The 24375-nt window shown below is 61.7% G+C and carries 24 protein-coding genes; 12 read left to right on the top strand and 12 right to left on the bottom strand.

Going from position 1 to position 24375, the window contains the following annotated elements:
- Positions 1-3: 3 nt before the first annotated feature.
- The 7 genes from R1W01_RS08630 to R1W01_RS08600 form a co-directional block, all read right to left on the bottom strand.
- Positions 4-1302 (bottom strand): M16 family metallopeptidase, encoded by a 1299-nt coding sequence (locus R1W01_RS08630; protein ID WP_297754204.1) that lies wholly within the window; start codon positions 1300-1302, stop codon positions 4-6.
- Positions 1299-2642 (bottom strand): M16 family metallopeptidase, encoded by a 1344-nt coding sequence (locus tag R1W01_RS08625; protein WP_297754208.1) that lies wholly within the window; start codon positions 2640-2642, stop codon positions 1299-1301. The genes R1W01_RS08630 and R1W01_RS08625 overlap by 4 nt, the downstream gene beginning before the upstream one ends.
- A gap of 98 nt (positions 2643-2740) precedes the next feature.
- The gene (locus R1W01_RS08620; protein ID WP_243611856.1) at positions 2741-3253 is read right to left on the bottom strand and encodes a DUF3035 domain-containing protein; all 513 of its coding nucleotides are present in this window, start codon (positions 3251-3253) and stop codon (positions 2741-2743) included.
- Between the two features lie 51 nt (positions 3254-3304).
- Entirely contained in the window at positions 3305-3775 is a 471-nt protein-coding gene (gene lspA, locus R1W01_RS08615) for a signal peptidase II (RefSeq protein WP_297754211.1), read from the bottom strand.
- A gap of 112 nt (positions 3776-3887) precedes the next feature.
- Positions 3888-5477 (bottom strand): bifunctional phosphoribosylaminoimidazolecarboxamide formyltransferase/IMP cyclohydrolase, encoded by a 1590-nt coding sequence (purH, locus tag R1W01_RS08610; protein ID WP_297754215.1) that lies wholly within the window; start codon positions 5475-5477, stop codon positions 3888-3890.
- A gap of 22 nt (positions 5478-5499) precedes the next feature.
- A complete protein-coding gene (locus R1W01_RS08605) occupies positions 5500-7245 on the bottom strand; it encodes a heparinase II/III family protein (protein WP_243611853.1) in 1746 nt (581 codons plus the stop codon).
- A gap of 100 nt (positions 7246-7345) precedes the next feature.
- A complete protein-coding gene (locus R1W01_RS08600; protein ID WP_297754220.1) occupies positions 7346-8614 on the bottom strand; it encodes an RsmB/NOP family class I SAM-dependent RNA methyltransferase in 1269 nt (422 codons plus the stop codon).
- A 74-nt stretch (positions 8615-8688) separates the two neighbouring features.
- On the opposite strand from R1W01_RS08600, the gene R1W01_RS08595 reads away from it, so the two are divergent.
- Positions 8689-8898, top strand: a complete 210-nt coding sequence (locus R1W01_RS08595; RefSeq protein ID WP_297754223.1) for a DUF1674 domain-containing protein — start codon at positions 8689-8691, stop codon at positions 8896-8898.
- Between the two features lie 7 nt (positions 8899-8905).
- On the opposite strand, the gene dapB is transcribed toward R1W01_RS08595, so the two are convergent.
- A complete protein-coding gene (gene dapB / locus R1W01_RS08590; protein ID WP_243611850.1) occupies positions 8906-9715 on the bottom strand; it encodes a 4-hydroxy-tetrahydrodipicolinate reductase in 810 nt (269 codons plus the stop codon).
- A gap of 134 nt (positions 9716-9849) precedes the next feature.
- Here dapB and rbfA point away from each other — a divergent pair, with 134 nt between their 5' ends.
- The 5 genes from rbfA to rpsO all read left to right on the top strand — a co-directional run bounded on the left by rbfA (position 9850) and on the right by rpsO (position 13341).
- Complete coding sequence (rbfA, locus tag R1W01_RS08585; protein WP_243611849.1) at positions 9850-10260, top strand: 30S ribosome-binding factor RbfA; 411 nt, start codon at positions 9850-9852, stop codon at positions 10258-10260.
- A gap of 113 nt (positions 10261-10373) precedes the next feature.
- The gene (gene truB / locus R1W01_RS08580; RefSeq protein WP_297754227.1) at positions 10374-11279 is read left to right on the top strand and encodes a tRNA pseudouridine(55) synthase TruB; all 906 of its coding nucleotides are present in this window, start codon (positions 10374-10376) and stop codon (positions 11277-11279) included.
- On the top strand, positions 11276-11788 hold the full coding sequence (locus R1W01_RS08575) for a DUF1643 domain-containing protein (RefSeq protein WP_297754230.1): 513 nt from the start codon (positions 11276-11278) through the stop codon (positions 11786-11788). The genes truB and R1W01_RS08575 overlap by 4 nt, the downstream gene beginning before the upstream one ends.
- Positions 11789-11888: 100 nt before the next feature.
- Complete coding sequence (locus R1W01_RS08570; RefSeq protein WP_297754232.1) at positions 11889-12902, top strand: calcium-binding protein; 1014 nt, start codon at positions 11889-11891, stop codon at positions 12900-12902.
- A 169-nt stretch (positions 12903-13071) separates the two neighbouring features.
- Positions 13072-13341, top strand: a complete 270-nt coding sequence (rpsO, locus tag R1W01_RS08565) for a 30S ribosomal protein S15 (RefSeq protein WP_297754235.1) — start codon at positions 13072-13074, stop codon at positions 13339-13341.
- A gap of 76 nt (positions 13342-13417) precedes the next feature.
- Here rpsO and R1W01_RS08560 read toward each other — a convergent pair whose 3' ends face one another.
- Positions 13418-14143, bottom strand: a complete 726-nt coding sequence (locus R1W01_RS08560; RefSeq protein WP_243611844.1) for an SGNH/GDSL hydrolase family protein — start codon at positions 14141-14143, stop codon at positions 13418-13420.
- Between the two features lie 323 nt (positions 14144-14466).
- On the opposite strand from R1W01_RS08560, the gene pnp reads away from it, so the two are divergent.
- Both pnp and R1W01_RS08550 read left to right on the top strand, forming a co-directional pair.
- Positions 14467-16608 carry a polyribonucleotide nucleotidyltransferase gene (gene pnp, locus R1W01_RS08555; RefSeq protein ID WP_297754241.1) on the top strand — a complete coding sequence of 714 codons (2142 nt, stop codon included), beginning with the start codon at positions 14467-14469 and terminating at the stop codon, positions 16606-16608.
- An 83-nt stretch (positions 16609-16691) separates the two neighbouring features.
- A complete protein-coding gene (locus tag R1W01_RS08550) occupies positions 16692-17411 on the top strand; it encodes a glycosyltransferase family 25 protein (protein ID WP_297754244.1) in 720 nt (239 codons plus the stop codon).
- 59 nt (positions 17412-17470) lie between these two features.
- Here R1W01_RS08550 and R1W01_RS08545 read toward each other — a convergent pair whose 3' ends face one another.
- Positions 17471-18124, bottom strand: a complete 654-nt coding sequence (locus R1W01_RS08545) for a peroxiredoxin (RefSeq protein WP_243611841.1) — start codon at positions 18122-18124, stop codon at positions 17471-17473.
- 231 nt (positions 18125-18355) lie between these two features.
- Here R1W01_RS08545 and R1W01_RS08540 point away from each other — a divergent pair, with 231 nt between their 5' ends.
- Complete coding sequence (locus tag R1W01_RS08540) at positions 18356-19786, top strand: aldehyde dehydrogenase family protein (protein WP_297754249.1); 1431 nt, start codon at positions 18356-18358, stop codon at positions 19784-19786.
- 55 nt (positions 19787-19841) lie between these two features.
- Here the strand turns inward: R1W01_RS08540 and R1W01_RS08535 are convergent, their stop codons facing one another.
- Positions 19842-20513, bottom strand: coding sequence for an FkbM family methyltransferase (locus R1W01_RS08535; RefSeq protein ID WP_317275194.1), 672 nt, complete (start codon positions 20511-20513; stop codon positions 19842-19844).
- 133 nt (positions 20514-20646) lie between these two features.
- On the opposite strand from R1W01_RS08535, the gene R1W01_RS08530 reads away from it, so the two are divergent.
- Positions 20647-21498: an alpha-1,2-fucosyltransferase gene (locus R1W01_RS08530; protein ID WP_297754255.1), complete on the top strand. Its 852-nt coding sequence runs from the start codon at positions 20647-20649 to the stop codon at positions 21496-21498.
- Between the two features lie 75 nt (positions 21499-21573).
- On the opposite strand, the gene R1W01_RS08525 is transcribed toward R1W01_RS08530, so the two are convergent.
- A complete protein-coding gene (locus tag R1W01_RS08525; RefSeq protein ID WP_297754259.1) occupies positions 21574-22230 on the bottom strand; it encodes an RluA family pseudouridine synthase in 657 nt (218 codons plus the stop codon).
- Between the two features lie 96 nt (positions 22231-22326).
- Here R1W01_RS08525 and R1W01_RS08520 point away from each other — a divergent pair, with 96 nt between their 5' ends.
- Both R1W01_RS08520 and R1W01_RS08515 read left to right on the top strand, forming a co-directional pair.
- Positions 22327-22737 carry a nuclear transport factor 2 family protein gene (locus R1W01_RS08520; protein ID WP_297754262.1) on the top strand — a complete coding sequence of 137 codons (411 nt, stop codon included), beginning with the start codon at positions 22327-22329 and terminating at the stop codon, positions 22735-22737.
- A gap of 90 nt (positions 22738-22827) precedes the next feature.
- Entirely contained in the window at positions 22828-24375 is a 1548-nt protein-coding gene (locus R1W01_RS08515; protein WP_297754265.1) for a DUF2125 domain-containing protein, read from the top strand.

The following is a 24375-nucleotide window of genomic DNA, read 5'->3' as shown; positions in this document are numbered from 1 at the left end:
GGGTCAAAGGCCTTCGGGCTTGCCCGCGACGACGAATTGCAGCCCTTCCGGGTCGAGCAGTTCGCGCGCGACGCGGTTCACATCCTCACGCGTCACCGCGTTGACCTTGTCGTTGCGCGTCTTGATGTAATCGATGGGCAAATCATCTAGCTGCATGCCCACCATGATCCGCGCGATCGCACCATTGCCGTCAAACCGAAGCGGATAAGCCCCGGTTAGCAGGGCCTTGGCCTTATCGAGCTCATCCTGCGTCACACCCTCTTCGACCAGACGCTCCCACTCGGCCCGGATCACGGAAATCGCCTCGGCGATACGGTCATTGGCCGAGGCTACGCTCCCGAGATAGAGCGCCGCGTGGTCTTTCGGGACGAGGTAGGAATAGACACCATAGGTCAGGCCACGTTTCTCGCGCACCTCGGTCATCAGACGGCTTTCGAACCCGCCCCCGCCGAGGATCACGTTCATGACATAGGCCGCAAAGAAATCTTCATCATCGCGCTCAAGCCCCTTCTGACCGAAATGGGCGACAGATTGTGGCGTATCAAACTCCACGACCTCGACACCGCCCTCAAGGCGCAGTTCCGCAGGCTCCGGCATGGGCGCGCCCGTCTCGGGCAGGTCGCCGAGCAACGTATCAAGCAGGATACCAAGGTCTTCAGCGGTGATATCACCCACCGCAGAGACATAGAGGCGGTCACGTGCAAGAACCGCCTTGTGCGCCGCGACGAGATCATCGCGCGACAGGGCAGACACGCTCTCCAAACTGCCTTCATAGGGCGTCCCATAAGGATGATCGCCAAAGGCCATCGCCTTGAAGGCCCGGCCTGCAATGGCGTTCGGGTCTTTCATATCGCTGCGCAGCCCCGAGAGCACCTGCCCGCGCACGCGCTCAACCGCCTGCTCAGGAAAGGTGGGGTCCACAAGCGACAGACGTAGAAGATCAACCGCCTTGTCCCGGTTCTCGGTGAGGAACCGCGCGGATACGGATACAGCATCATCGCCCGCAGTATAGCTAAAGCTCGCGGCCAAAGATTCCGCTGCGCGCGCAAAACCGCGCGCGTCGAGCTCGCCCGCGCCTTCTTCGAGAAGACCCATCATCAGGTTCGTCGCACCGCGCTTGCCGGGTGCATCCAATGACGCCCCGCCCTTAAAGCGCAGTTCAAGCGCGACAAAGGGAATCGAAGGTTCCTCGACAAGCCAAGCCTTGATCCCGCCCGGCGATGTCACTTCCTTGATGTCGACCTCTGCGCGCAACGGAAGCGCCACAAAGAACAGGACACACGTCAGAACCACACGAATCATTGGTTCACCTCCATCGCAGCTTGCGGCGCACGCAACCAGCCAGTCACCGAGTTATCGAGGGCAAAGACCATTTCCGCGGCTTGCAGGATGTCTTCCTCTGTCACCGCTTCAAGAATTTCCGGCCACGCCTTCACATCGGCAATCGTCAGGCCCGAGGTGAGCGCCCGGCCATAGCGGTTGGCAATGCTCTCCACGTCATCGCGGGCATAGATCTGCGATGCCCGCAATTGCATCTTGATCCGGTCAAGCTGTTCGGGGTCGACCCCCGTCTCCATGAAGTCACGAAGCGTGCGATCCATCGCCTCTTCTGCTTCATCAAGACCGATACCATCCTTCGGAACAACAATGAGGTCGAATGTCGTATCGTCAAGTGACGTGCCGCCATACCAAGCACCGGTATAGACCGCGAGCTGTTCGTCAAATTGAAGCTTCTCTGCAAAAAACGACGTCGTGCCGCCGCCAAGGATTTCGGCAAGGATTGTCAGCGCCGCGGCCGTCTCCTGCGCGCCGGGATCACGCTCTGGCGCTAGGTAAGAGCGGCGTACATAGTCTTGTGCCACACGCGGGTCTTCAAAGACCATCCGCCGGGCGGCGGTCTGCGGTGGTTCAAGGGGGCGCACCCGCTCTCCGAGGTCGGGGTTCGGTGGCAGGACGCCATAGTACGTCTTGGCCAGCGCATGAACCTCGTCCGGGTCAACATCGCCTGCCACGACGAGAATCGCGTTATTGGGTGCGTAGAACTTCTCGTAATAAGCAAGGGCATCCTCGAGCGAGAGGGTCTCCATCTCATGACGCCAGCCGATGATCGGCACGCCATAGCGGTGATTGAGATACTGCGCCGCGTCGAGCTGTTCTCTCATGAGGGCGGCAGGGCTATTTTCGACCCGTTGATTGCGCTCTTCGATAATCACCTCACGCTCGGTCAGGATATCCTCTTCGTCCAGTTGGAGATTGACCATCCGGTCGCTCTCCATCTTCATCATGAGTTCAAGCCGATCAGCGGCGATCCGTTGGAAATAGGCAGTGTAGTCATAGCTCGTAAACGCGTTGTCGCGCCCGCCATTTGCGGCAACCGTGGCCGAAAACTCGCCTGGTTCAAGCGTCTCTGTTCCTTTGAAGAGAAGGTGCTCGAGGAAATGCGCTACGCCGGATACGCCCGGCGTTTCATCCGCCGCCCCGGCCCGATACCAGACCATGTGCATCACAACCGGCGCGCGGTGATCTTCGATCACGACAACCTGCATACCGTTCTCAAGGCGGAAATCGGTGACCTGTTCTTCCGCACGAAGAGGCAATGCAGCCATGGCGCACGCCGCGACGCCGGCGAGAAAACGCATCATTCGATGTCTCCCTGTAACGAGTATTCCTGGCAGATAGTTACGCTCCCCCTCCAAAGCTTCAAGGGGGGCTCACGATCTTGTCACGATGTCAGGCGAAGTTACTGACGCGGCGGAGCCGCTGGGGTGGTCGCACCACCACGACGCCAGCGATACTGCTCTTGGTATTGGTCGAGCTGGTAGCGGTCATAGACATCATTGTAGCGGTCTTGCTTGACGATCTTGATATTCGCAAAGCGGCCACGGCGCTTGCGGAACTCCTCGTCCTCAGAGGCAAGCGTGCCGCGAATGTCTTCGGTGCGCCCGTTGCGGCCAGTGTAGTTGACCAGCGCCGAATCCGAGCGCGCGATCGTATCGCTATGGACCGCGTTGCGACGTCCGCCAAGCGCAGCCACCGCATCCCCCTTCGGATCCACGTCCGTCAAGTTCTTGCCACCCGGAGTTGGCTCGGGGAGCGAAGTATAGCTTTTCGGCTCGCTGAGCGGTTTGGCAGGTAGAATACGGAACTCGTCAGGGCCATCGCCGTTCGAACTCAGGACGCGGACGCCGTCGTCGCTGCTGCACGCGGCGAGCGCCAAAACACATCCGATCATCGCTACACGCATGATGCGCATCGTCTTACTCCTGCTTCTTCGCCCCGCTTTTAGCCCATCCAGGCCGCGAGGTCACGAGGGCTTTTTTGTACCACCAAGGATCACGAGACCGAAAGCCCCCATGAAGATCCAAACATCGGCGAGATTGAAAGCGAATGGATTGTTGATCCCACAACAAGACATGTTGAGGAAATCCGCCACCGCACCATAGAGCAGACGGTCCACAACATTGGCCAACGCGCCTCCAACAAGCAACCCTGCCGCGACTAGCCCGCCGCGCCCCGGCGGCTCTCGTCGCACCCAGCCAAGCACAAAGGCCACCACTGCGAGCGCGATCGCAATCAGAAGCCAGCGTGCCGCCTCCGAACCACTTGCAAACAGTCCAAAATTCACCCCTTCGTTCCATCCCATGACGAAACGCAGGTAAGGAGGCGCGACTTCGATCACGTGAATGTCGCGCAGGTTCAGGTAGTGAACCACGAGATACTTGCTCGCCTGATCCGTGATGAAGGCCCAAAACCCGGCCCAAAACACAAGACGCATCCCTGCCCCTCCTTGTCTGCGGTTTCGCCAAGGTCCTGTTCTTTCAAGACATTGGCGATTGATACTGCCCCGCATCGCGCAGACTGAACGCGGGGCTTTCTATGGCTCCGCCTTAGTGGCGGAAGTGGCGCATTCCAGTGAACACCATGGCAAGGCCCGCCTCGTTGGCGGCCTTGATGACCTCATCGTCGCGCATCGAGCCACCCGGCTGAATCACGCATTTGCCGCCCGCAGCCGCAGCTTCGAGAAGTCCATCCGCGAAGGGGAAGAACGCATCCGACGCCACGGCAGACCCCTTGGCAGGGCTTTCGTCCATACCAAGCTCGGCGGCCATCCGCTCTGCCTTGGCGGCGGCGACATTGGCACTGTCGAGGCGGCTCATCTGGCCCGCGCCGACGCCCACGGTCGCACCGTCCTTGACGTAAACGATGGCGTTGGACTTCACGTGCTTGGCGACTTTCCAGGCAAAGAGAAGATCGGCCATTTCCTGCTCACTCGGGGCTTTTTCCGTCACCACCTTGAGATCGTCCATGCCGACATAGCCAACATCCTTGTCCTGCACGAGAAGACCGCCCGCGACCTGTTTATAAGCCGTGATCGGTTTGCGCGGATCGGGAAGGCCATCGGTCAGCAGAAGGCGCAGGTTCTTCTTGGCCGAGAAGATCTCTTTGGCGTCTTCCGACGCACCCGGTGCGATGACGACCTCGGTAAAGATCTCAACGATCTTCTTCGCGGTCTCTGCATCAAGCGGTTGGTTCAGCGCGACAATCCCGCCAAAGGCCGAGGTGCGGTCGCAATCAAAGGCCTTCTGGTAGGCTTCGGTCAGCGTCGCACCAACCGCAACGCCACAGGGGTTCGCGTGCTTGATGATCGCACAGGCAGGACCATTGGCCGGATCAAACTCCGCCACCAGCTCAAACGCCGCATCGGTATCGTTGATGTTGTTGTAGCTGAGTTCTTTGCCTTGAAGCTGAACCGCTGTGGCCACCCCCGGACGGTTCGATCCATCCGTGTAGAACGCCGCTTTCTGATGGCTGTTCTCGCCATAGCGCAGGGTCTGTTTGACCTCACCGGCAAAGGCGCGTCGGCGCGGTGCTTCAAGCGCGAGTTGTTCAGCCATCCATGTCGACACAGCCGCGTCATATGCCCCGGTGCGCGCATAGGCGATCTGTGCCAGGCGCTGACGGAACCCATAGGAGGTCTGACCGTCATTGGCTTCAAGTTCCGAGAGAAGTTCGTCGTAATCCTCAACATCGACCACCACATTGACGAAGCCGTGGTTCTTCGCCGCCGCGCGGATCATAGCCGGGCCGCCAATGTCAATGTTCTCGATGCAGGTGTCATAATCCGCGCCTTTGGCGACGGTTTCCTCGAACGGGTAGAGGTTCACCACAAGAAGGTCGATGGCGCCGATACCGTGCGCGTCCATGGCCGCCACGTGCGCGTCGTTGTCCCGCAACGCCAGAAGCCCGCCATGCACCTTCGGGTGCAGCGTCTTCACGCGACCGTCCATCATCTCCGGAAAGCCGGTCACGTCTGACACATCCTTCACCACCAGACCCGCGTCACGCATCGCCTTGGCGCTGCCGCCGGTCGAGAGCAGTTCAACGCCGCGCGCGGCCAGCGCGGTGGCAAGCTCGATCAGGCCGGTCTTGTCGGAAACAGAAAGGAGGGCACGGCGGACGGGGTGCAGGTCGGTCATATTTTTCGGGGTCCCTATGGGGTCAGTTTGTCAAATCCAGCTCATCACGGTTCAAATCGCGAATGGCCACCGCAGAATCCTGCGCCTTGGCCAGCGACCACCGGATGCGGGTCGCATACTCCATTGCGACGCCGGATAGAACGATTTGTTTTGTCGCGCGGGGCTTGAGACGTGTTTTTTCGAGGTAAACACTCGGTTCGAGGGTCAGATTCGCCGCCGCATCGTGCCGAAAGACCCATATCTCGCCACTCTTGAGAGCGATCGACACCGCCGCGCCGCCCATGTCGATGGTGGAATCCGTCTCGGGGTGCAGGTGAAATCGAATTTGGTAGGGGATTCCCTGAAGGCTGTGGGCGTCGAGCGCGTTGTCGAAGGCGCGCTTGGCATCATCTTCAAGCGCCACAAGCAAATCCTCTCCCACCATGCCGCGCCCCTCAAAGGCAAGTTCGAGCGTCCGCGCATGAGTGAGGCCATGGGTGGCAAGGAATCCATTGTGCCCACCTTGAAACCGAATGCCGTCCGGTGCCTGACTCAACTGGATCGGCACATCGGTCGGCGCGTCGACAAGTTGCTCTTCACGCCAACCGCCACGCCCGCCATGACCAAGCCGCGCGCTTGAGAACCCATCGAGCGAGAGCGCCGAATGCGACGGCGTGGCCCGGCCGGCCCGTCGCCATTCTGCACCGAAACTCGCGCCGGACCCACAGTTGACAATGACGGGCCGTCGCCCGCTCGTCATCTCGAAAGCCAGTGTCGAGGCATGGGCATTGACCGATGCCGGGCCCTTCGGCGGTACGCTCGCGTCTATGATGATACTGGTGCGACCCGAGGACAGGCGGGCAAATCCCATGGCAAGCCCATCATTCTGACGCGTGCGGATCTTGCTCTCGGCCAAAGCATGGTCAAGCCGCCCTTCAAGCCCCCGACCGCCCCCATGAAACCGCGCCAGACCGCCATCTGTGTGGCGCAGGGTACGTAGTGTTGGGGCGATCCGCTCAATGGCACCAACATGCGCCGGGCCGGGCGTGTGCCCCGCCTCGGTCAACGCCGCTGCCGCCCATGTCAGAAGCGTAAAGACCTCAAGAAGCTCTTCTGGATTGCGGGTTGGAATACCGCCCTCATCGTTGACCTGCTGCGCGCATTCGCGTTCCAGCCCGCGACAGGCAGGCGCGACATGTTCTTCCATCCCTTCGAGCGCCAACCCGGCATAGATCATCCCGGTCAATGCCTCGAACCGTGGCAGACCAGCTTGGGTCTTATGCCAGCGTCGGGAAAGGAAAATCGTCTGCTGCCCAAGCGAGCGATAGAAGGACTCCGAGGCGTCCCGTTCCTGCCCACGCAACAGCAAGAGAGCATGGTTGATCCAGCGGATGAGCCGCCGCCCGGTCAGGTCTGGCGTCCACCCTGGTCCAGCGCCACGCCCATATTGGTCGATCCAGAGCCAAACCCACTCCTGCGCGGCCTTGCGCGCTGGCGCGTCACCAACCGCCGCGAGATCGTCAAGCCAGGCACAGCCATGCACATCCTGCCAAAACACCGGATCATTGATCTCGACTTCCCAGATCGGCGTGCCGGGCGTCGTGGCGAGATGGCCTGCAAACTGATAATTTCCGGCCGAAAGCTGCCGCCCTTTGGCGAAACTGCCGATGGTGCGCGGTTCAGGCATGGAGGTAAAGCCGGTCGCCGGACGTGCACGCGCACTGATTCGCGCATGCACACGGTGCATGAAACGCGTCCACCGCGCCGAATACCCGTCGGGATTGCTCATCCTTGTCTGCCTCTGCCCGCCTGTTGGCGTTTTCCGCGAATATACCGCCAAGGGGGCGGGAAGTCACCGATTGAATCCGCGCGGGCAGGCTTTGGCGCAGTTACCCTTTGCGGAGGCAGGCGACGTAAAACCCGTCCATACCCCCCTTGTCGGCCCAATGGTCAGGGCGCAGGCGCAAACCGCCCTCTTCAGTGATCCAAGCCGGGTCGATCCCGGGCAGGTCAAGCGCGCTCCGGTCCACCGTCACATCGTCTCTTTGCGCAAGAATATCGTCGATATGGCATTCCCCCTCGTCAGGCAAAAGCGAACAGGTGCAGAAGACAAGCCGCCCACCCGGCTTCACAAGCCCAAGCGCATGGTCAAGCATCTCGGCCTGCAACCCGATCAAGCTCCCGATCTCGCTACCATCCTTGGCAAAGGGAAGGTCCGGGTGCCGCCGGATCGTACCCGTCGCCGAGCAGGGCGCATCAAGAAGCACAGCGTCCCACTGCCCCTCCTGTTCCATCACATCACCAACAACCGTCTCGGTCTTGAGGCGCGTGCGCTTGAGATTTTCGCGAAGGCGTTTCATCCGTGCCTCGGAGTCATCGACTGCCGTGACTTCAGCACCCTTCGCGGCGATCTGCATCGTCTTGCCGCCCGGCGCGGCGCAAAGATCGAGCACGCGCTCGCCCTCTTTCGGCGCAAGAACCTGCACCGGAAGGGCCGCCGCCGCATCCTGCACCCACCAACTTCCGCGCTTGTAACCCGGAAGTTGCGTCACCTGCCCCGCCTCACTCAGACGCACAGACCCTGTCGGCAAAAGCTCCCCGCCAAGCGACCGTTGCAGCGCGCCCTGATCGCCCTTTGCTGTGAGATCAAGCGGCGCGCCTTCGAAATGCGCTGCTTCCATCGCCGCGACGATCTCGGGCGAGTAGGCTTCGACCAACGGTCCACGAAGCCATTTCGGCAACCGCGGCACACGCAGCGTCGGCCAGATATCCTGTCCATCCGCCGCGACCTTGCGCAGAACGGCATTCACCAACCCCTTCATCGAGGCCGTGCGTTTGTTGCGCCCCACGATCTCGACCGCCGCGTTCACGACGCCATGCGCAGCGCCGCCTGCGCAAAGCTCCACCGTCGCAAGGCGCAGCGCGTTGCGCACGGTCAGGGGCGGGTATTTCGCCAGGTGTTTCTGCAGGATACGGTCCGCTCGCTCCATCCCGCGCAGTGTCTCGAGGGCAAGGCGTTGTGCCCGTGCACGGTCTTCCGGCTCAAGCTTGTCGAGCGCGCCCGCGCCAATCAACTCGGACATCAGTCGTCCCTCACCGATCACCTTGTCGAGAAGGTAAACCGCGCTGCGGCGGGCCTGAACACCGGTCTGGGACATGGGGACGCTCCTTTGGTCGCTTGTCCATGGGGGACGGGCGCGTATATCAAGGGGGCAGAGCGAAAGGAACCCCGATGACCGAGTCTCCCGAAACCCGCCTGGACGAGCCCACTGAAGACAAGCGCGACCTGCCCCCGGCAGCCCTGCGCGCATTGGCCGAAGCCGAGGAGCGGCGCAAGAATGCCGCGGCCAAGGACATGCCGACCGAACTTGGCGGACGCGACGGGCCGGAGCCTGTGCGCTATGGCGACTGGGAGAAAAAGGGAATCGCGATCGACTTCTGATCGGGGATCAGAGGCCGAGCACGTCCATCATATCGTATTCACCGGGCTTCTGATCCTGCCCCCAAAGCGCCGCCTTGAGCGCGCCACGGGCAAAGATCGCGCGGTCCGTCGCCACGTGCCGCAGGGTGATCCGCTCGCCCGCCGCCGCGAATAGCACGTCATGCTCGCCCACGATGTCGCCACCGCGAATAGCCGTGAACCCGATATCACCCCGCTTGCGCGCGCCGGTGATCCCGTCGCGACCCCGGTCAGAGACCTCGTCCAGATCGACACCACGCCCCTCCGCCGCTGCCTCGCCAAGCATCAATGCTGTGCCCGAAGGTGCATCGACCTTGTGGTGATGGTGCGCCTCGATCACCTCGATATCGAAATCCTCATCAAGCGCCGCCGCAACCTTTTTCGTCAATTGAACCAATAGGTTGACCCCAAGAGACATGTTCCCCGCCCGCACGATCACCGCGTGGCGCGCACAAGGCGCAAGCTGGGCAATATCTTCGTCGGTCATGCCGGTGGTGCCGATGACATGCACGGCACGGGCCTGTGCGGCGAGCTTGGCAAACTCGAGGGTCGCCGCAGGCGCGGTAAAGTCGATCACCGCCTGCGCCTTGGCAAAGGCCTCGAGCGGCTCATCCGTCACCGTCACGCCAAGCGCTGCGCCGCCCATGGCTTCGCCGATATCTTTACCGATCCACTCATGGCCTTCCCGCTCGACCGCGCCGACAAGCCGCGCCTTGTCGCTCTCGATCACAGTGCGGATAAGCATCTGGCCCATGCGGCCCGAGGCCCCGGTGATGACGATTCCCGGAAGGTCTGACATGGCGAAATTCCTCTGTCTGTATCGCGTCGGTATGACGTCTGTATCGCATCAGTGCGACTTTTGACGCTCTTTCGACCCGTTTAGCGAATGGTTCGACGCTTGGCAAAGCCTTGCGAAACCCATAAGTGGGGCGCATGGCAAAGAACAAGTTCCACGATGGCCCCGGCCCCTCGCAGCGTCAGCTTCGCGTTGGCGAATTGATCCGCCGCACCCTTGCAGAGGTGCTGGCGCAAGGTGACGTGCATGATCCGGACCTGAACCGCATGTCGATCACCGTCGGCGAGGTCCGTACCTCGCCCGACCTCAAGATCGCGACGGCCTATGTCCTGCCGCTTGGCGGTAGGGGGCAAGACGAGGTGCTCAAGCTTCTGGCCCGCAACAAGGGCGAGCTGCGCCGCGCCATCGGCAAGAAGACCGGCCTCAAATACACGCCGGACCTGCGCTTCCAACTCGACCAGACCTTCGACCAGATGGACGACACCCGCCGCATGCTCAACGACGCACGCGTGCGCCACGATGTCGAACATGGGGACGAGGAAGAGTAACGCCTGCTCTTAGTTCAATAATAAGGGCTCTCGCAGAGCGCCGCGTCTGTACAAATTGACAGCGTAGAGCGCTTGGGCTAGTCCCGCGGCCTCATATTCAGGGACAAAAGACCATGGGACGCAAACGCAAGGGGCGTGATATCTCCGGCTGGCTCGTCGTCGATAAACCGGCGGGCATGACATCGACCTCTGTCGTCAACAAGGTGCGCTGGGCGCTCGATGCAAAGAAGGCGGGCCATGCAGGCACGCTCGACCCGGAGGCGACCGGCGTTCTGGCCGTGGCGCTTGGCGAGGCAACCAAGACCGTCCCCTACATCACTGACGATCTCAAATGCTACGAGTTCACCGTGCGACTCGGGCAGGCGACGAACACGGACGATGCCGAGGGCGAGGTGATCGCGACCAGCGATGCGCGCCCCACGGATGACGAGATCAAATCCGCGCTCGGCCAGTTCGTCGGTGATATCGAACAAGTCCCGCCCAAGTTCAGCGCGGTGAAAATCGACGGGCAGCGCGCCTACAAGCTCGCCCGCGATGGCGAGGATGTGGAGATCGCCGCCCGCCCGCTCTGGGTCGAGTCGCTGGTGATGCTCGACCGTGAAGATGCCGATCACGTTACGCTCGAACTGACCTGCGGCAAGGGCGGCTACGTGCGCTCCATCGCGCGCGATCTTGGCGCGGCGCTCGGCTGTTTCGGCCATGTGCGCGAATTGCGCCGGGTCTGGTCCGGGCCGTTTGAGGCCACCGACGGGATCAGCATCGAGGAGATCGACGCCAAGGCCAAGACGCCCGACCTCGATCCCTATATCCGCCCGCTTGAGGTCGCGCTCACAGACCTGCCCGAGGTCAAATGCACCCCGGAAGGCGTGGTGCGTTTGCGCAACGGCAACCCCGGCATGGTGATCGCGCATGACGTGGACTATGGCGAAGAATGCTGGGCCTCGTTCGAGGGCACACCCGTCGCCATCGGCATCTTCAAGGCCGGAGAGCTACACCCGAGCCGGGTTTTCGTGCTGTGATCACCCGGCGCTTTCAGAAAGACGATGCTGCCTCCGAAGCGCGCTATTCGGACTGCGAGACCTATCGCTATGACCTGACCCGCGTCTGGGATCCGGAGGGCAAGCGCGTGGCCTTCATCATGCTGAACCCCTCCAAGGCGACCGAAGCGCAGAACGATCCGACGATCGAACGCTGCGAGCGCCGTGCGCGGGCGCTTGGCTTTGGCGGCTTTCGCGCGGTGAATATTTTCGCCCTGCGCGAGACGGACCCGAAGAAACTATGCGCCCATCCTGCGCCGCAAGGCCCAGAGAACGACCGCGCGGTGGCCGAGGCCTGCGACTGGGCCGATGTGATCGTCGCCGGGTGGGGGGCGCATGGGGATCACCTCGGACAAGGCGTAGCAATGCGCGACGTGCTGCGCGCGACGGGGCGGCCGATCCATTGCCTCGGTGTGACCAAGGCAGGACATCCGCGCCACCCGCTCTACATCGCCTACGCGACCCAGCCGACACCCTGGGATCTCGCCTAAGAGTGTCCCCGTTAACGGCACGTTAACCATTGTTTTCAAAAGTAATTTACGCAGCGCGCGGAATCTGGCCCAATCGCGTGGGGCAGTGTGGAGTTTTGCGATGTTTATGCTTGCGGGCCTGATCGGGATCATGGCTGCCGGAACGGCGGCCATCATGACATTTGACTTTGACGATGGCGGGGACGAGGCCGATGAGGCCGCGCCCCCCGAAGAGGACACCGCCGAGGTGGACCCCGGTGACGAGACGAGCCTGCTCGACTCCGTGTCTGAGCCAATCGAAACAGACCTCCCCGAAGAGGATCCGCTTGCCGAGGATCAGATCATCGCCGGAGAGGAGGGCGACGAGGCGATCACGGGCGGCGATGGGGACGATCAGATCAATGGCGACAAGGGTGATGACACGCTCGCGGGTATGTTGGGCGAGGATCACCTCTATGGCGACGAGGGCGATGATCGCCTGATGGGCGGCGGCGGCGACGACCTCCTTCATGGCGAAGCCGGGACTGATCACCTTGAGGGCGAGGATGGCGCGGATACGCTCTTTGGTCATTCCGGTGATGACCTGCTCGATGGCGGCGCGGGAGAGGATTCCCTGATCGGCGGTTTCGGCCAAGACGCGCTTGATGGCGGTGCAGGCGATGATGTTCTGCATGGGCGCGAAGAGGACGACACGCTCATCGGTGGGGCCGGCGCGGACGTGCTCTTTGGCGGTGACGGCAACGACCTTGTCGACGGAACCGGCGACGAAGGCGCGGTCGATTTCCTCAACGGCGGCGATGGCGACGATGTCATCCTTGCCGGTGCTGGCGACTATGCCGATGGCGGCGACGGAATGGACAACTTCCTACTCTCGCAATGGGAAGAAGGCAGTGCCGAAACCACGATCATGGATTATAACCACGCGGAAGATAGCCTTGTCCTTCTCTACGAAGATATCGGCGGCACGGACCCAGAGGTCGAAATCCGCACCGGCACAGACACCCCCGGCACTGGCGCGGTCTATGTCAACGGCGCGCTTGTGGCGACGGTGCATGGCGGCGGCGATCTCGTTCCGGCAGATATCACGCTCTTGCCACAGGGGAGCCCCGGCGCGGCAGAGTTCCTACGTTTCTGATCTTCCCGCCCCCATGTGGCAAAGGCGCGGGCGTGTTTTCCCTTTTCTTTCGCAGCGATTCCGCCTATACGCCCGCATCTGTCCCGAATCCGGGGCGGATTTCTCCATGGACCTTGCTGGACGACATCCCGGCTCGTGCCCCTAACCCTTAATCTTAAAGGAGACCCCGATGTCGATTACTGCTGATGAAAAAGCCCGCGTGATGAAGGAATTCGCGACCAAGGAGGGCGACACCGGTTCCCCCGAGGTCCAGATTGCCATCCTGTCCTCGCGCATCTCGACCCTGACCGAGCACTTCAAGACCCACAAGAAGGACAACCACGGTCGCCGTGGCCTCCTCAAGATGGTTGCTCAGCGCCGTAAGCTGCTCGACTATCTCAAGGGCAAGGAAGAAGCCCGCTACCAAGACCTCATCAAGCGTCTTGGCCTGCGCCGCTAAGCCCCAAGGCTTACAGAGCTTTCAAACGCCCGCCCCTCCGGCGGGCGTTTTTCGTTTCGCCACTTTCAACGATGTGTCAGTCGCGCGCCGCGTCCTCTTGCCGGATCAACTCGGCCACGCGCTGGCCAATCTCGCGCGATGCCTTGACCGAAGGGTGGATCATGTCGATGCCGTGATAGCTCCGGTCGCCATGCGGCACGAGATCCTGAAGCGATAGGAAATAAAGACCGTCGGCATAGTCGGCGAGCCGCGCGATACGGCCCTCAAGCACATCCCCCTCCGAGCGACATTCATCGACGCCGGAATCAATCCCCGGACTGCGCAGATAGCCCACATAGATGATGCGAGCGCCGCTCTGTCGGATCTTGGCGAGCATCCCCGGAATAGCACCCTTGCGCCCATCGCGCGAAATCAGCTTGTCGAGCTTGCGTTCGCATTTGCGACAACCACAGCCGAGCCAGAGATCATTACCGCCCCCGGTCAACACGACCCAATCCCAATCGCCTTCGTCAAACTGGCGCGCGATTTTCATGCCCATCGCGCCAGAGATCGGCAAGTTATAGAGCACATGCGCGCCACGCACCGCATTGTTCCGCACCGGCTCTCCAAGCTCGCGCGCGACGGAATGGGCGATGGATTGCCCCGTAAGCCCGTGCCACGCCATCAGGCTATCCCCCATGGCAAGGATGCGCGGGCTTGCGTTGCGCGACACAGTATCGCTTGTCTCGGGCGCGCGGGCCGTTTCGGCGCATCCCGCAAGAACGAACGTCACGAGAGCGAGGGCGAAATAGATGGGTTTCATGGCGGTCTTCTGGTCCTTGAGCGTTGCCCGATGCGCGCATCATCCGCAGAACCCGGCGGAAAATCCACCCGTTTCGCGCAAACACAGTGTTCACGAATTTCGCCCCATTTTCCGCGTGTCCACACAGGCAAGCGCACTATGGCAACAAGGAAAAACCTGTTTCCAAAGGGGCCTTTTTCCTATATGGCCCCGCTATCTGAGACGTGGTGCCCGGACCCCGGCACCGTGAAGGAAATGATAGAAGGGGTCGGCGGCAATGGGGCCGCCATGCAAATCGGGAGACCCGGGAACGCCCGGGAGTGCTCCCAATTAGGATACGCTAGATGTTTGACGTAACGAAGAAGACCATGCAGTGGGGCGAAGAAACGCTCACGCTGGAAACGGGCAAGGTTGCCCGTCAGGCCGATGGCTCGGTCATCGCCACCCTTGGCGAGACCTCGGTCATGGCCAACGTGACTTTTGCCAAGTCGCCGAAACCGGGTCAGGATTTCTTCCCCCTGACCGTCCACTACCAGGAAAAATATTATGCTGCCGGCAAGGTGCCCGGCGGCTTCTTCAAACGTGAGGCCCGCCCCACGGAGAAAGAAACCCTGACCGCGCGCCTGATCGACCGTCCGATCCGCCCGCTGTTCGTGCCCGGCTTCAAGAACGAAGTCCTCGTGATGTGCACCGTGCTGAGCCACGATCTCGTCAACGATCCTGACATCGTTGCCATGATTGCCGCTTCGGCCGCGCTGACCATCTCTGGCGCACCGTTCATGGGCCCGATCGCCGGTGCCCGCGTTGGTTTCGAGGATGGCGAGTACGTCCTGAACCCGACCGTGGACGACATGCAGGATCTGCGCAACAACCCTGACCAGCGTCTCGACCTCGTCGTCGCCGGCACCAAGGACGCCGTCATGATGGTTGAATCGGAAGCTTACGAGCTTACCGAAGCCGAGATGCTTGGCGCCGTGACCTTCGCACATGAGCAGATTCAGCCGGTCATCGACCTGATCATCTCGCTCGCCGAAGAAGCCGCGAAAGAGCCGTTCGACTTCCAACCGCCGGATTACGCCGATCTGTTCGAGGCCGTGAAAGCCGCGGGCGAAGAGCAGATGAAGGCCGCCTATGCGATCCTTGACAAGCAGGAGCGCACCGCCGCTGTTGCTGCTGCCAAGCAAGCCATCATCGAAGCTCTGAGCGAAGAACAGCAAGAGGATGCCAACCTTGGCTCCGCGCTGAAAAAGCTCGAGTCCTCGATCCTGCGCGGCTCTGTCGTCAACGACGGCAAGCGCATCGACGGGCGCCCGCTCGACAAGGTGCGTGACATCGTCTGCGAAACCGGCCTGCTGCCGCGGACCCACGGTTCGGCGCTGTTCACCCGTGGCGAGACCCAGGGTCTCGTGGTGACCACGCTCGGCACCGGCGACGACGAACAGTTCATCGACGCGCTGCACGGCAACTTCAAATCGAACTTCCTGCTGCACTACAACTTCCCGCCCTACTCGGTCGGTGAAGCGGGTCGCGTGGGCCCTCCGGGTCGCCGTGAGATCGGTCACGGGAAACTCGCATGGCGCGCGCTTCAGGCGGTTCTGCCTGCGGCGACGGATTTCCCCTACACGATCCGTATCGTGTCGGAGATCACCGAATCCAACGGCTCGTCGTCGATGGCGTCGGTCTGTGGCGGCTCGCTGTCGATGATGGATGCGGGTGTGCCGCTCAAATCGGCCGTGGCCGGTGTGGCGATGGGCCTGATCCTCGAGGAGAGCGGCGACTACGCGATCCTGACCGACATCCTTGGCGACGAGGATCACCTCGGCGACATGGACTTCAAGGTCGCAGGGACCGAGAACGGCATCACCTCGCTGCAGATGGACATCAAGGTCGCAGGCATCACACCCGAGATCATGGAGAAGGCCCTCGCCCAGGCGAAAGACGGCCGGATGCATATCCTTGGCGAGATGAACAAGGCGCTTTCGGGCGCTGCGGACTTCTCTGTCCACGCACCGCGTATCGAAACGATGCAGATCCCGACCGACAAGATCCGCGAAGTGATCGGCTCGGGCGGTAAGGTCATCCGCGAGATCGTGGAAGTGTCCGGCGCCAAGGTCGACATCAACGACGAAGGCATCATCAAGATCGCCTCGCCGAACGGTGAAGCCATTCAGAAAGCCTATGACATGATCCACGCGATCGTGGCTGAGCCGGAAGTTGGTGAGATCTACACCGGCACGGTCGTGAAGATCGTCGACTTCGGCGCCTTCGTGAACTTCTTCGGCAAGCGGGACGGCCTCGTCCACGTGAGCCAGATCGAGAACCGCCGCCTGAACCATCCGTCGGACGTTCTCAAGGAAGGTCAGGAAGTCAAAGTGAAGCTGCTTGGCTTTGATGATCGCGGCAAGGTCCGCCTGTCGATGAAAGTCGTCGATCAGGAAACCGGCGAAGAGATCGCTCAGGAAAAACGCGAGAAGAAAGAGGATTAATCCTCTCCTTCCAAGCGATAGGAAAGCCCCGGCCCACGCGGTCGGGGCTTTTTCTTTGGCCGGGGCAAGAGTAAGACGCAGACATGCATAGCCTCATCATCCATATGTCCGAAAGCACCGCACGCCGCGAGACCGTGGAGCGTTTGCTGACCGATCTGCCGGGGGCAGAAGTGCTCGAGGCGGTGGATGGGCGCCTGCCAGAGGTGCAGGCAACGGTCGATGTGCGACCCGGCACGCTTTTCAAGCCGCGCTACCCGTTTCCGATTGCCGGGGGCGAGATCGGCTGTTTCCTGAGCCATCGCAAAGCGTGGCAGCGGATTGTGGACGCAGGCTGGGACGCGGCCTTGATTGTAGAGGATGATCTCGAAATCGACCCTGCGAGGCGCGACGCCCTCTTGCGCCTACTTGAGCGGCACGCCGATCCCGAACGGTTCATCCGCATCCCCCCGAAAGACCGCGAGCCGGTCACACAGGTGACGGATCGCGAAGACTCTCTCACGCTCTTTACCCCGCGCCGCATCGGGCTTCAGACCACCGCACAGCTTGTCGGGCGCGCAGCGGCGAAACGGCTGCTGTCTTGCACCGAGCGGCTCGACCGCCCCGTGGATAGCTTCCTGCAAATGCATTGGGTGTCGGGACAGACCATCGAAACCATCTTGCCCAATGGCTGCTCCGAGAAGGTTTTCCCCAGCACCGGCTCAACCGTGCAGAGCAAATCCCGCAGTCTTGGTCAAAAACTTCGCGCTGAGGTTCTGCGTGCACGCTATCGTCGCGCCATCGCCAAGCGTCCACAAACCACCTGACAAAAGAAAAAGGCGAGGACCGCAGCCCCCGCCTTTCAATTCAAGCCTGAAACCCGGACTTACGAGGGGTTCTTGGCAAAGCGCAGGTACGGCAGTTTTGCGTCGAATTCACCGTATTTCGCTTTGGCTTCCTCATCGTTGAGGCCAAGCGCCACGATCACGTCCTGACCAGTGGTCCAGTTCGCCGGGGTCGCGAGCGGCTGCTGCCAAGTGCGCTGAAGGCCATCAAGGGCGCGCAGCACTTCGGCAAAGTTACGACCAACCGACATCGGGTAGGTCATGATGAGCTGAACTTTCTTATCCGGCGAGATGATGAACACCGAACGCACCGAGGCAGAGTCGGCAGCGGTGCGGCCATCGGGAAGGTAGGCTTCGGCCGGAAGCATGTCGAACGCTTTGGACACTTCGAGCGATTCATCGGCGATGATCGGGAAGCCCGCTTTTGCGTCGGCATAGCCTTCAATGTCGGCTTTCCATTTCACGTGCTCATCGGCGCTATCGACCGAGAGACCAATGACCTTGGCGCCGCGCTGTTCCCATTCGTCGGCAAGCTGTGCAACAGCGCCGAACTCGGTCGTGCAGACCGGGGTAAAGTCTTTCGGGTGCGAGAAGAGAATGGCCCAGCTGTCGCCGATCCAGTCATGGAACGTGATCGTCCCGTGATCGGTTTCCGCGGTGAAGTTCGGGACGATGTCGTTGATGCGCAGACCCATGTGGAGATCTCCTGAAGTTGTTAAGTTCGTGGTGGCCTTTGCCTGTTTAGATACATTCTAAACAGGCAATGTATAGGCGCCCTGTTCTATTTCCCGCTTATCGGGACACAATGTCGCGAACAAGGCATCACCACAATGATTTGATCAAAATATTTGTGACGCGGCGTGACCAAGCCTTGCGAGCGATTTGGGGCGCTGTCAAACTGTGCGCAAATGGATGGAGAGACCCCGATGATCGAGAAACGCCAATTCTATATCAATGGTGCCTGGGTAGACCCGGCAGCCCCGCGCGATATGGACGTGATTGACCCCGCAACCGAAGACACCTGCGCGGTGATTTCCCTCGGGGACCAAGCCGATACCGACGCCGCCGTCGCCGCCGCGAAAACGGCCTTCCCCGGTTGGGCCGCGCTCGAGATGAGCGAACGGATCGCACTTCTGAAGAACCTGTCGAAGATCTACAAAGAGCGCCGCGACGACATGGCCGAGGCAATGCGCCTTGAGATGGGCGCGCCGGTTGATCTCGCGACCAATGGTCAATGGGGCGCAGGGGCATGGCACATGGCCGGCTTCCTCGAGGCACTGGCCGATTTCGAGGCCGAAACCCCCTATAAAGAGGTCGACCGCACCCGTCTTGAGCCGATCGGCGTCTGCGCGCTCATCACGCCATGGAACTGGCCGATGAACCAAGTCGTGCTCAAGGTGTTCCCGGCATTGGCCGTGGGCTGCACCGTGGTTCTCAAGCCGTCCGAGATCGCGCCGCTTTCGTCGCTTCTTTTTGCCGAGATGGTGCATGACGCGGGCATTCCGGCAGGCGTCTTCAACCTCGTCAACGGCGATGGCGTCGGCGTCGGCTCACAGCTCTCCGCGCACCCGGATGTCGATATGGTGTCCTTCACCGGCTCGACCCGCGCCGGGATCGCGATTTCCAAGGCCGCTGCCGATACGCTCAAGCGTGTCAGCCTCGAACTTGGCGGCAAGGGCGCCAATATCGTCTTTGCCGATGCCGACGAGAAGGCGGTCAAGCGCGGCGTACAACACTGCATGAACAACACGGGCCAGTCCTGCAACGCGCCGACCCGGATGCTTGTCGAACGGGACCGCTATGCCCAAGCCGTCGAAGAAGCCAAAGCCACCGCCGAGGCGACGCAGGTCGGCCCGACAAGCGAAAGCGGCCGCCATATCGGCCCGGTCGTCTCGGAGGCCCAGTTCAACAAGATCCAAGGCCTGATCGAGGTTGGCATCAAGGAAGGCGCGACCCTTCTTGCAGGAGGCCTTGGCCGTCCCGAGGGCGTCAACAAGGGCTATTACGTGCGCCCGACCGTCTTTGCCGACGTGACCCCGGACATGACGATCTACCGCGAAGAAATCTTTGGCCCGGTTCTCGCCATGTCGCCCTTCGACAGCGAGGAAGAGGCGATCAGCATGGCCAATGATACGGTCTATGGCCTGACCAACTACATCCAGAGCGGCGATGACGCCAAACGCCTGCGCGTGGCCCGCGCCGTGCGCTCCGGCATGGTCGAGACCAACGGTGTCGGCCGTCAGAATGGCTCGCCCTTTGGGGGCTACAAACAGTCCGGCAATGGGCGCGAAGGCGGTCTCTGGGGGATCGAGGAATTCTGCGAGGTCAAGGCGATCTCGGGCTGTCCGTGGGAATGATCCCACCCTTCAGGAAAACAAGAACGCCGGGGCTTTCCCCGGCGTTTTTCTTTGCTCAGACGCCAAGCCCCTGCCGGTGCCATTCTTCCCAGATGAACGGGTAGCACCAAACGCAATCATGGGTCTTGGCGAGATCTTCGCGGATCGCATCGCGCCGCGCCCTGTCGCCTTCGCTGAACTTGTGGAACTGCACGGTGAGACGGTCGAAGCGGTCAATCAGACCGGCGTCGATCAGCGCAGGAAGAAGATCGTATTCCCCGCCCTCGATGTTGATCTTCGCCACCGCCACGCGCTCTATCCCAAGCTCGTCAAACACCTCGCGTACATCGCGCACGACGCCCTTGGCAGTTGGCCCGTCCGTGACAAAAGCGGAAGAGGCGTTCTCATCGTCCGACAGGGTCAATTCGCAATTGCTGCTGCCAATGGCAAAACCATGCGCGACCACGTCCTCACGTCCGGCAAAACGATCCGCGATCATCTCGGCAAACCGGGGGTGCGGCTCGAACACATGGACCTTGACGGCATAGCGCGCCGCCATCGCCTCGGCCCAGTCGCCATGATAGCCGCCAACGTCGAGCACGACATCGCCCGGCAAAAGGCCGGTGTAGCTCTCCGGTGTGCCACGCCCATGCGCCGCCCGGAACGCTTTGTAATCCGCTCGGAACACGCGATAGGCCGGATCGGTCAGGATCCGCCAGGCTTTCCGCAACTCGCTGCCAATACTCATCCCTGCCCCCGTTTTCCACCTCGCTGTTCAAGGCGGGTTTTGCTAAAGCGGATCGTGCAAACCCGTTCCTCCGGGCTTTTCGCGACACGCGCCGACAAGCCCTTGTATTACGCCATAGGAAGGCAGGCTGACAATGATCTTCGCACGCGCTTTCGGGGGCCTCGGCAACCAGATGTTCCAATATGCCGCAGGCAAGGCGCTCGCAGCGCGGCTTGGCACCGATCTGGCGATGGATTTCCGGGTGATCGACCATCGCGGCACCCGCCGCCTGACCGAAGTGTTCGACCTTGATCTCGCCCCCCCCAAGGCGCTGCCCCCCGCGAAACACGAAAGCGCCCTGCGCTATGGCCTCTGGCGGGCGCTCGGGCGCAATCCCCGGTTTCAGCGCGAGGACGGACTTGGCTACAACCCCGGTTTCGCGACATGGGGCGATGGCACCTACCTGCACGGCTATTGGCAGTCCGAGCGCTATTTCGCCCCCATCGCGGATCATATCCGCACCGTGTTCCGCCCGGTGCCCGCGCCTTCACCGGAAAACGCCGCCATTGCCGACAAGATCGCGGCGGCCACGGCTGTTTCGCTGCATGTGCGACGCGGCGACTACCTCGCGCTTGGGGCGCATGGGGTCTGTTCCGAGGCCTATTACAACGCCGCATTGGCCCACATCACGGCAGGGCTCAAGGACGCCCCAACAGTGTTTGTCTTCTCCGACGATCCCGACTGGGCCAAGGCGAACCTGCCTTTGCCTTGCGAAAAGATCGTAGTCGATCTCAATGGCCCGGCGACGGACTACGAAGACCTGCGCCTGATGAGCCTTTGCGACCACAACATCATCGCCAACAGCTCCTTTAGCTGGTGGGGCGCGTGGCTCAACGGCAACCCGGCCAAGATCGTCACCGCGCCCTCGCCGTGGTTCGCGGTCGCGTCGATGAAGAATCCCGATATTCTGCCCGCCACCTGGAAAACGATCCACGCCGAGGCGTGATCTTCCTCTTGCCGCAAATATCCTGGGGTGAATTGGCCGCCCCGCGGCCAAGAGGGGCAAAGCCCCTGGCCCCGCTTAGAACGGCGCCTTGGCCCGAAACCGCATGCCATTTCCGCCATCGGGATGGCGCAAGCGCAATTCCTCGGAATGCAACATCAAACGGTCCACCCGGCTCAACGCCTCGCCTTCGGCATAGAGCGGATCGCCGAGGATCACATGCCCCATTGCAAGCATATGCACCCGAAGCTGGTGGCTGCGCCCGGTCTTCGGCATGAGTCGCACGCGGGTCTCGTCTTCGCCGTATTTCACCACGCGCCAATCCGTGACCGCCTGTTTGCCGTTCTCGTGATCGACCCTCTGGCGTGGGCGGCGCTCCCAATCGACGATCAGCGGCAGGTCCACCGTGCCTTGCTTCGGCTCGAGCCGCCCATCGACGCGCGCGACATAGGTTTTCTTGGTCATGCGCTTCTCGAACTGAAGCCCAAGGTGACGCTGCGCATGGGGGGTCAGGCCAAAGACCATGACACCTGACGTATCGCGATCAAGCCGATGCACAAGAAGCGCCGTCGGAAAGGCCACCTGCACCCGCGCAAGAAGGCAGTCGGCAAGATGCTCTCCCTTGCCCGGCACGGACAAGAGGCCGGATGGCTTGTTCACCACGAGCAACTCGTGATCCTCGTGGAGCACGTCGAGCGGGTCTTGTGGCGGGGTATAGTCCGAAGAAAGCGTCATGCCGCCTGCAATAGAGACTACACCGACGCGCGGCAACCCGACGTCAGGCTTGCCTAGACGCGGTGCTCGGGCAGACTACAGGCAGGAGGAGACCCCATGCACCCGACCATCGAACGAATGAAAGAGATTGTCGCCTCGGGCGATGACGCCAAGATCATCGAGATTCTCGCACCCGATTGCCGCTTCATGCCGCCGACCTATTACAAGACATGGACCGGCGCAGAACCGACCGCCGCCATCCTCGGCCATGTGGGCCAGATTTTCGAGGATTTCTCCTATCGCCGCGTCATGGGCGAGGGCAACGATTGGGCGCTCGAGTTTCAATGCCGCATTGGCGATCTTGACGCGGTTGGCGTCGATCTCATCACCCTGAACGAGGACGGGCTGATCGAGATATTCGAGGTCGTCATGCGTCCCTACAAATCCATCGGTGCCCTACGCGAAGCGATGATGGCGCGCATCTCGACCGATCCGCGTTTCCTCGCCTATCGAGACGCCCTGGGCTGATTTCGCACCGCCCCGCAGAGTTGCATATGCCCCGGCCTGATCTTAGGTTGAGGGTATTCGTTTCCCTCGTGATTTACAGGATTTCTGCCGATGACCGTCCTCTCCGCCTCTTTGCCGCGCGCCGTTCTTCTCGGAGCGACCCTCCTCCCCGGTGCCGCCCTTGCCGATCTCGCCCCGGCGGATGTCTGGCAGCATTTCAAGGATGTCTCCACGCTCTACGGCGGCACGCTCGAGGGCGCGACTTCCGAGCAAGGCGATACCCTGAGCGTCAGCGACATGAATTTCGCCCTCGACCTGCCCTTTGACGCGGGCAAGCTTGATCTTGATCTTGGCGCCGTGCAGTTTCGCGAAGGATCCGGAGGCACTGTGACACTCCTCTATCCGTCCGAGATGATGGTGAAGGTAACCTACACCTCGAAAGAGGGTGAGACCTTTGGTGGCGACATCAATCTGACGCTCGAAGACTTCGTCAGCACGGCCTCTGGCCAACCCGGCGAGATCACGTTCGACTATGCCGCCGACCGGATCGGCGTGGAACTCGATGTGCCGAACCTGCCCGAAGGCCTCGAGAGCTATAGCGCAAGCGGTTTTCTGGCTGATGTGACGGGAAGCTCGGCGCAAACCCTTGCGTCCGGCCTCAAGGCCGACTCGCGTATCTCGATCGGCGCGCATGAGTTCACCGCCAGCCAGTCCATGTCTCTCGAGGACGAGGATGGTCGCGTCGAAGTTAAGAGCAGCTCGGGCGGCGATAGCCTGACCGCCGAAGGCAAGACGGTGATCCCCGCAGGCGGCATCGACCTCGTGAACCTCGCCTCTGCGCTGCGTTCCGGTTTGTCCGCGATTGGCACCGCCGACGTGACCGGGTATCGCACCGATCAGGTCTCGGCCAAGGACGGCGCGGTGATCGCCCGCCAGCGTGTCACGGCCGCCTCCTACGCGACCACCTTCTCGCTTGATGACACGGGCGTCCTGATCGAAGGCCCCTCCGAAGATCTGCGCCTCGAGATCGAAATGCCGACGATGGGCGGCATGATGTTTGGCGCCAACATCGACTCGGTGTCCGGCACCATGCGCGCGCCGCTTCTCATGGACGACGCTTTCGCCCCCGCCGAGGTCAAGCTCGACCTCGTGGGCCTTTCACCGGATGAGACACTCTGGGGCATGTTCGATCCGACCGGCATCCTGCCGCGTGATCCTGCTGATCTGAGCCTCGAGCTCACCGCAGATATCCGTCACCGTGTCGAATGGCTCGACTTCGCCAATGTCGAGTCGGCGGTTGATGCACTCTCCGGCCTACCCGTCGAACCCGAAAGCGCCCAGCTTAACAAACTGCGCATTTCCGCCGCCGGGGCCGAGGTGACGGGCGAAGGAGCGTTTACCTTTGACCTTACCGACCTTCAGAGCTTTGACGGCCTGCCGCGCCCCGAAGGCAAGCTAACCCTGCGCGCCAAGGGACTCAACGCTCTGGCGCAGAAGCTTGTGAAACTCGGCATGCCCGAGGATCAGATCAACGGCGGCCTGATGATGCTCGGCATGTTTAGCGCCAGCGACCCGGAAGGCGGCGAAGACGCGCGCATCACGGTGCTTGAGGTGACGCCGGACGGTCAGGTGCTCAACAACGGTATGCGGCTGCGCTGA

This window comes from Shimia sp. FJ5 (assembly GCF_032918335.1).
In the GTDB taxonomy this organism is placed as follows: domain Bacteria; phylum Pseudomonadota; class Alphaproteobacteria; order Rhodobacterales; family Rhodobacteraceae; genus Shimia; species Shimia aestuarii_A.
Note: the sequence above shows the minus strand (reverse complement) of the source record. Positions and strands in the feature narration are given on the sequence as shown.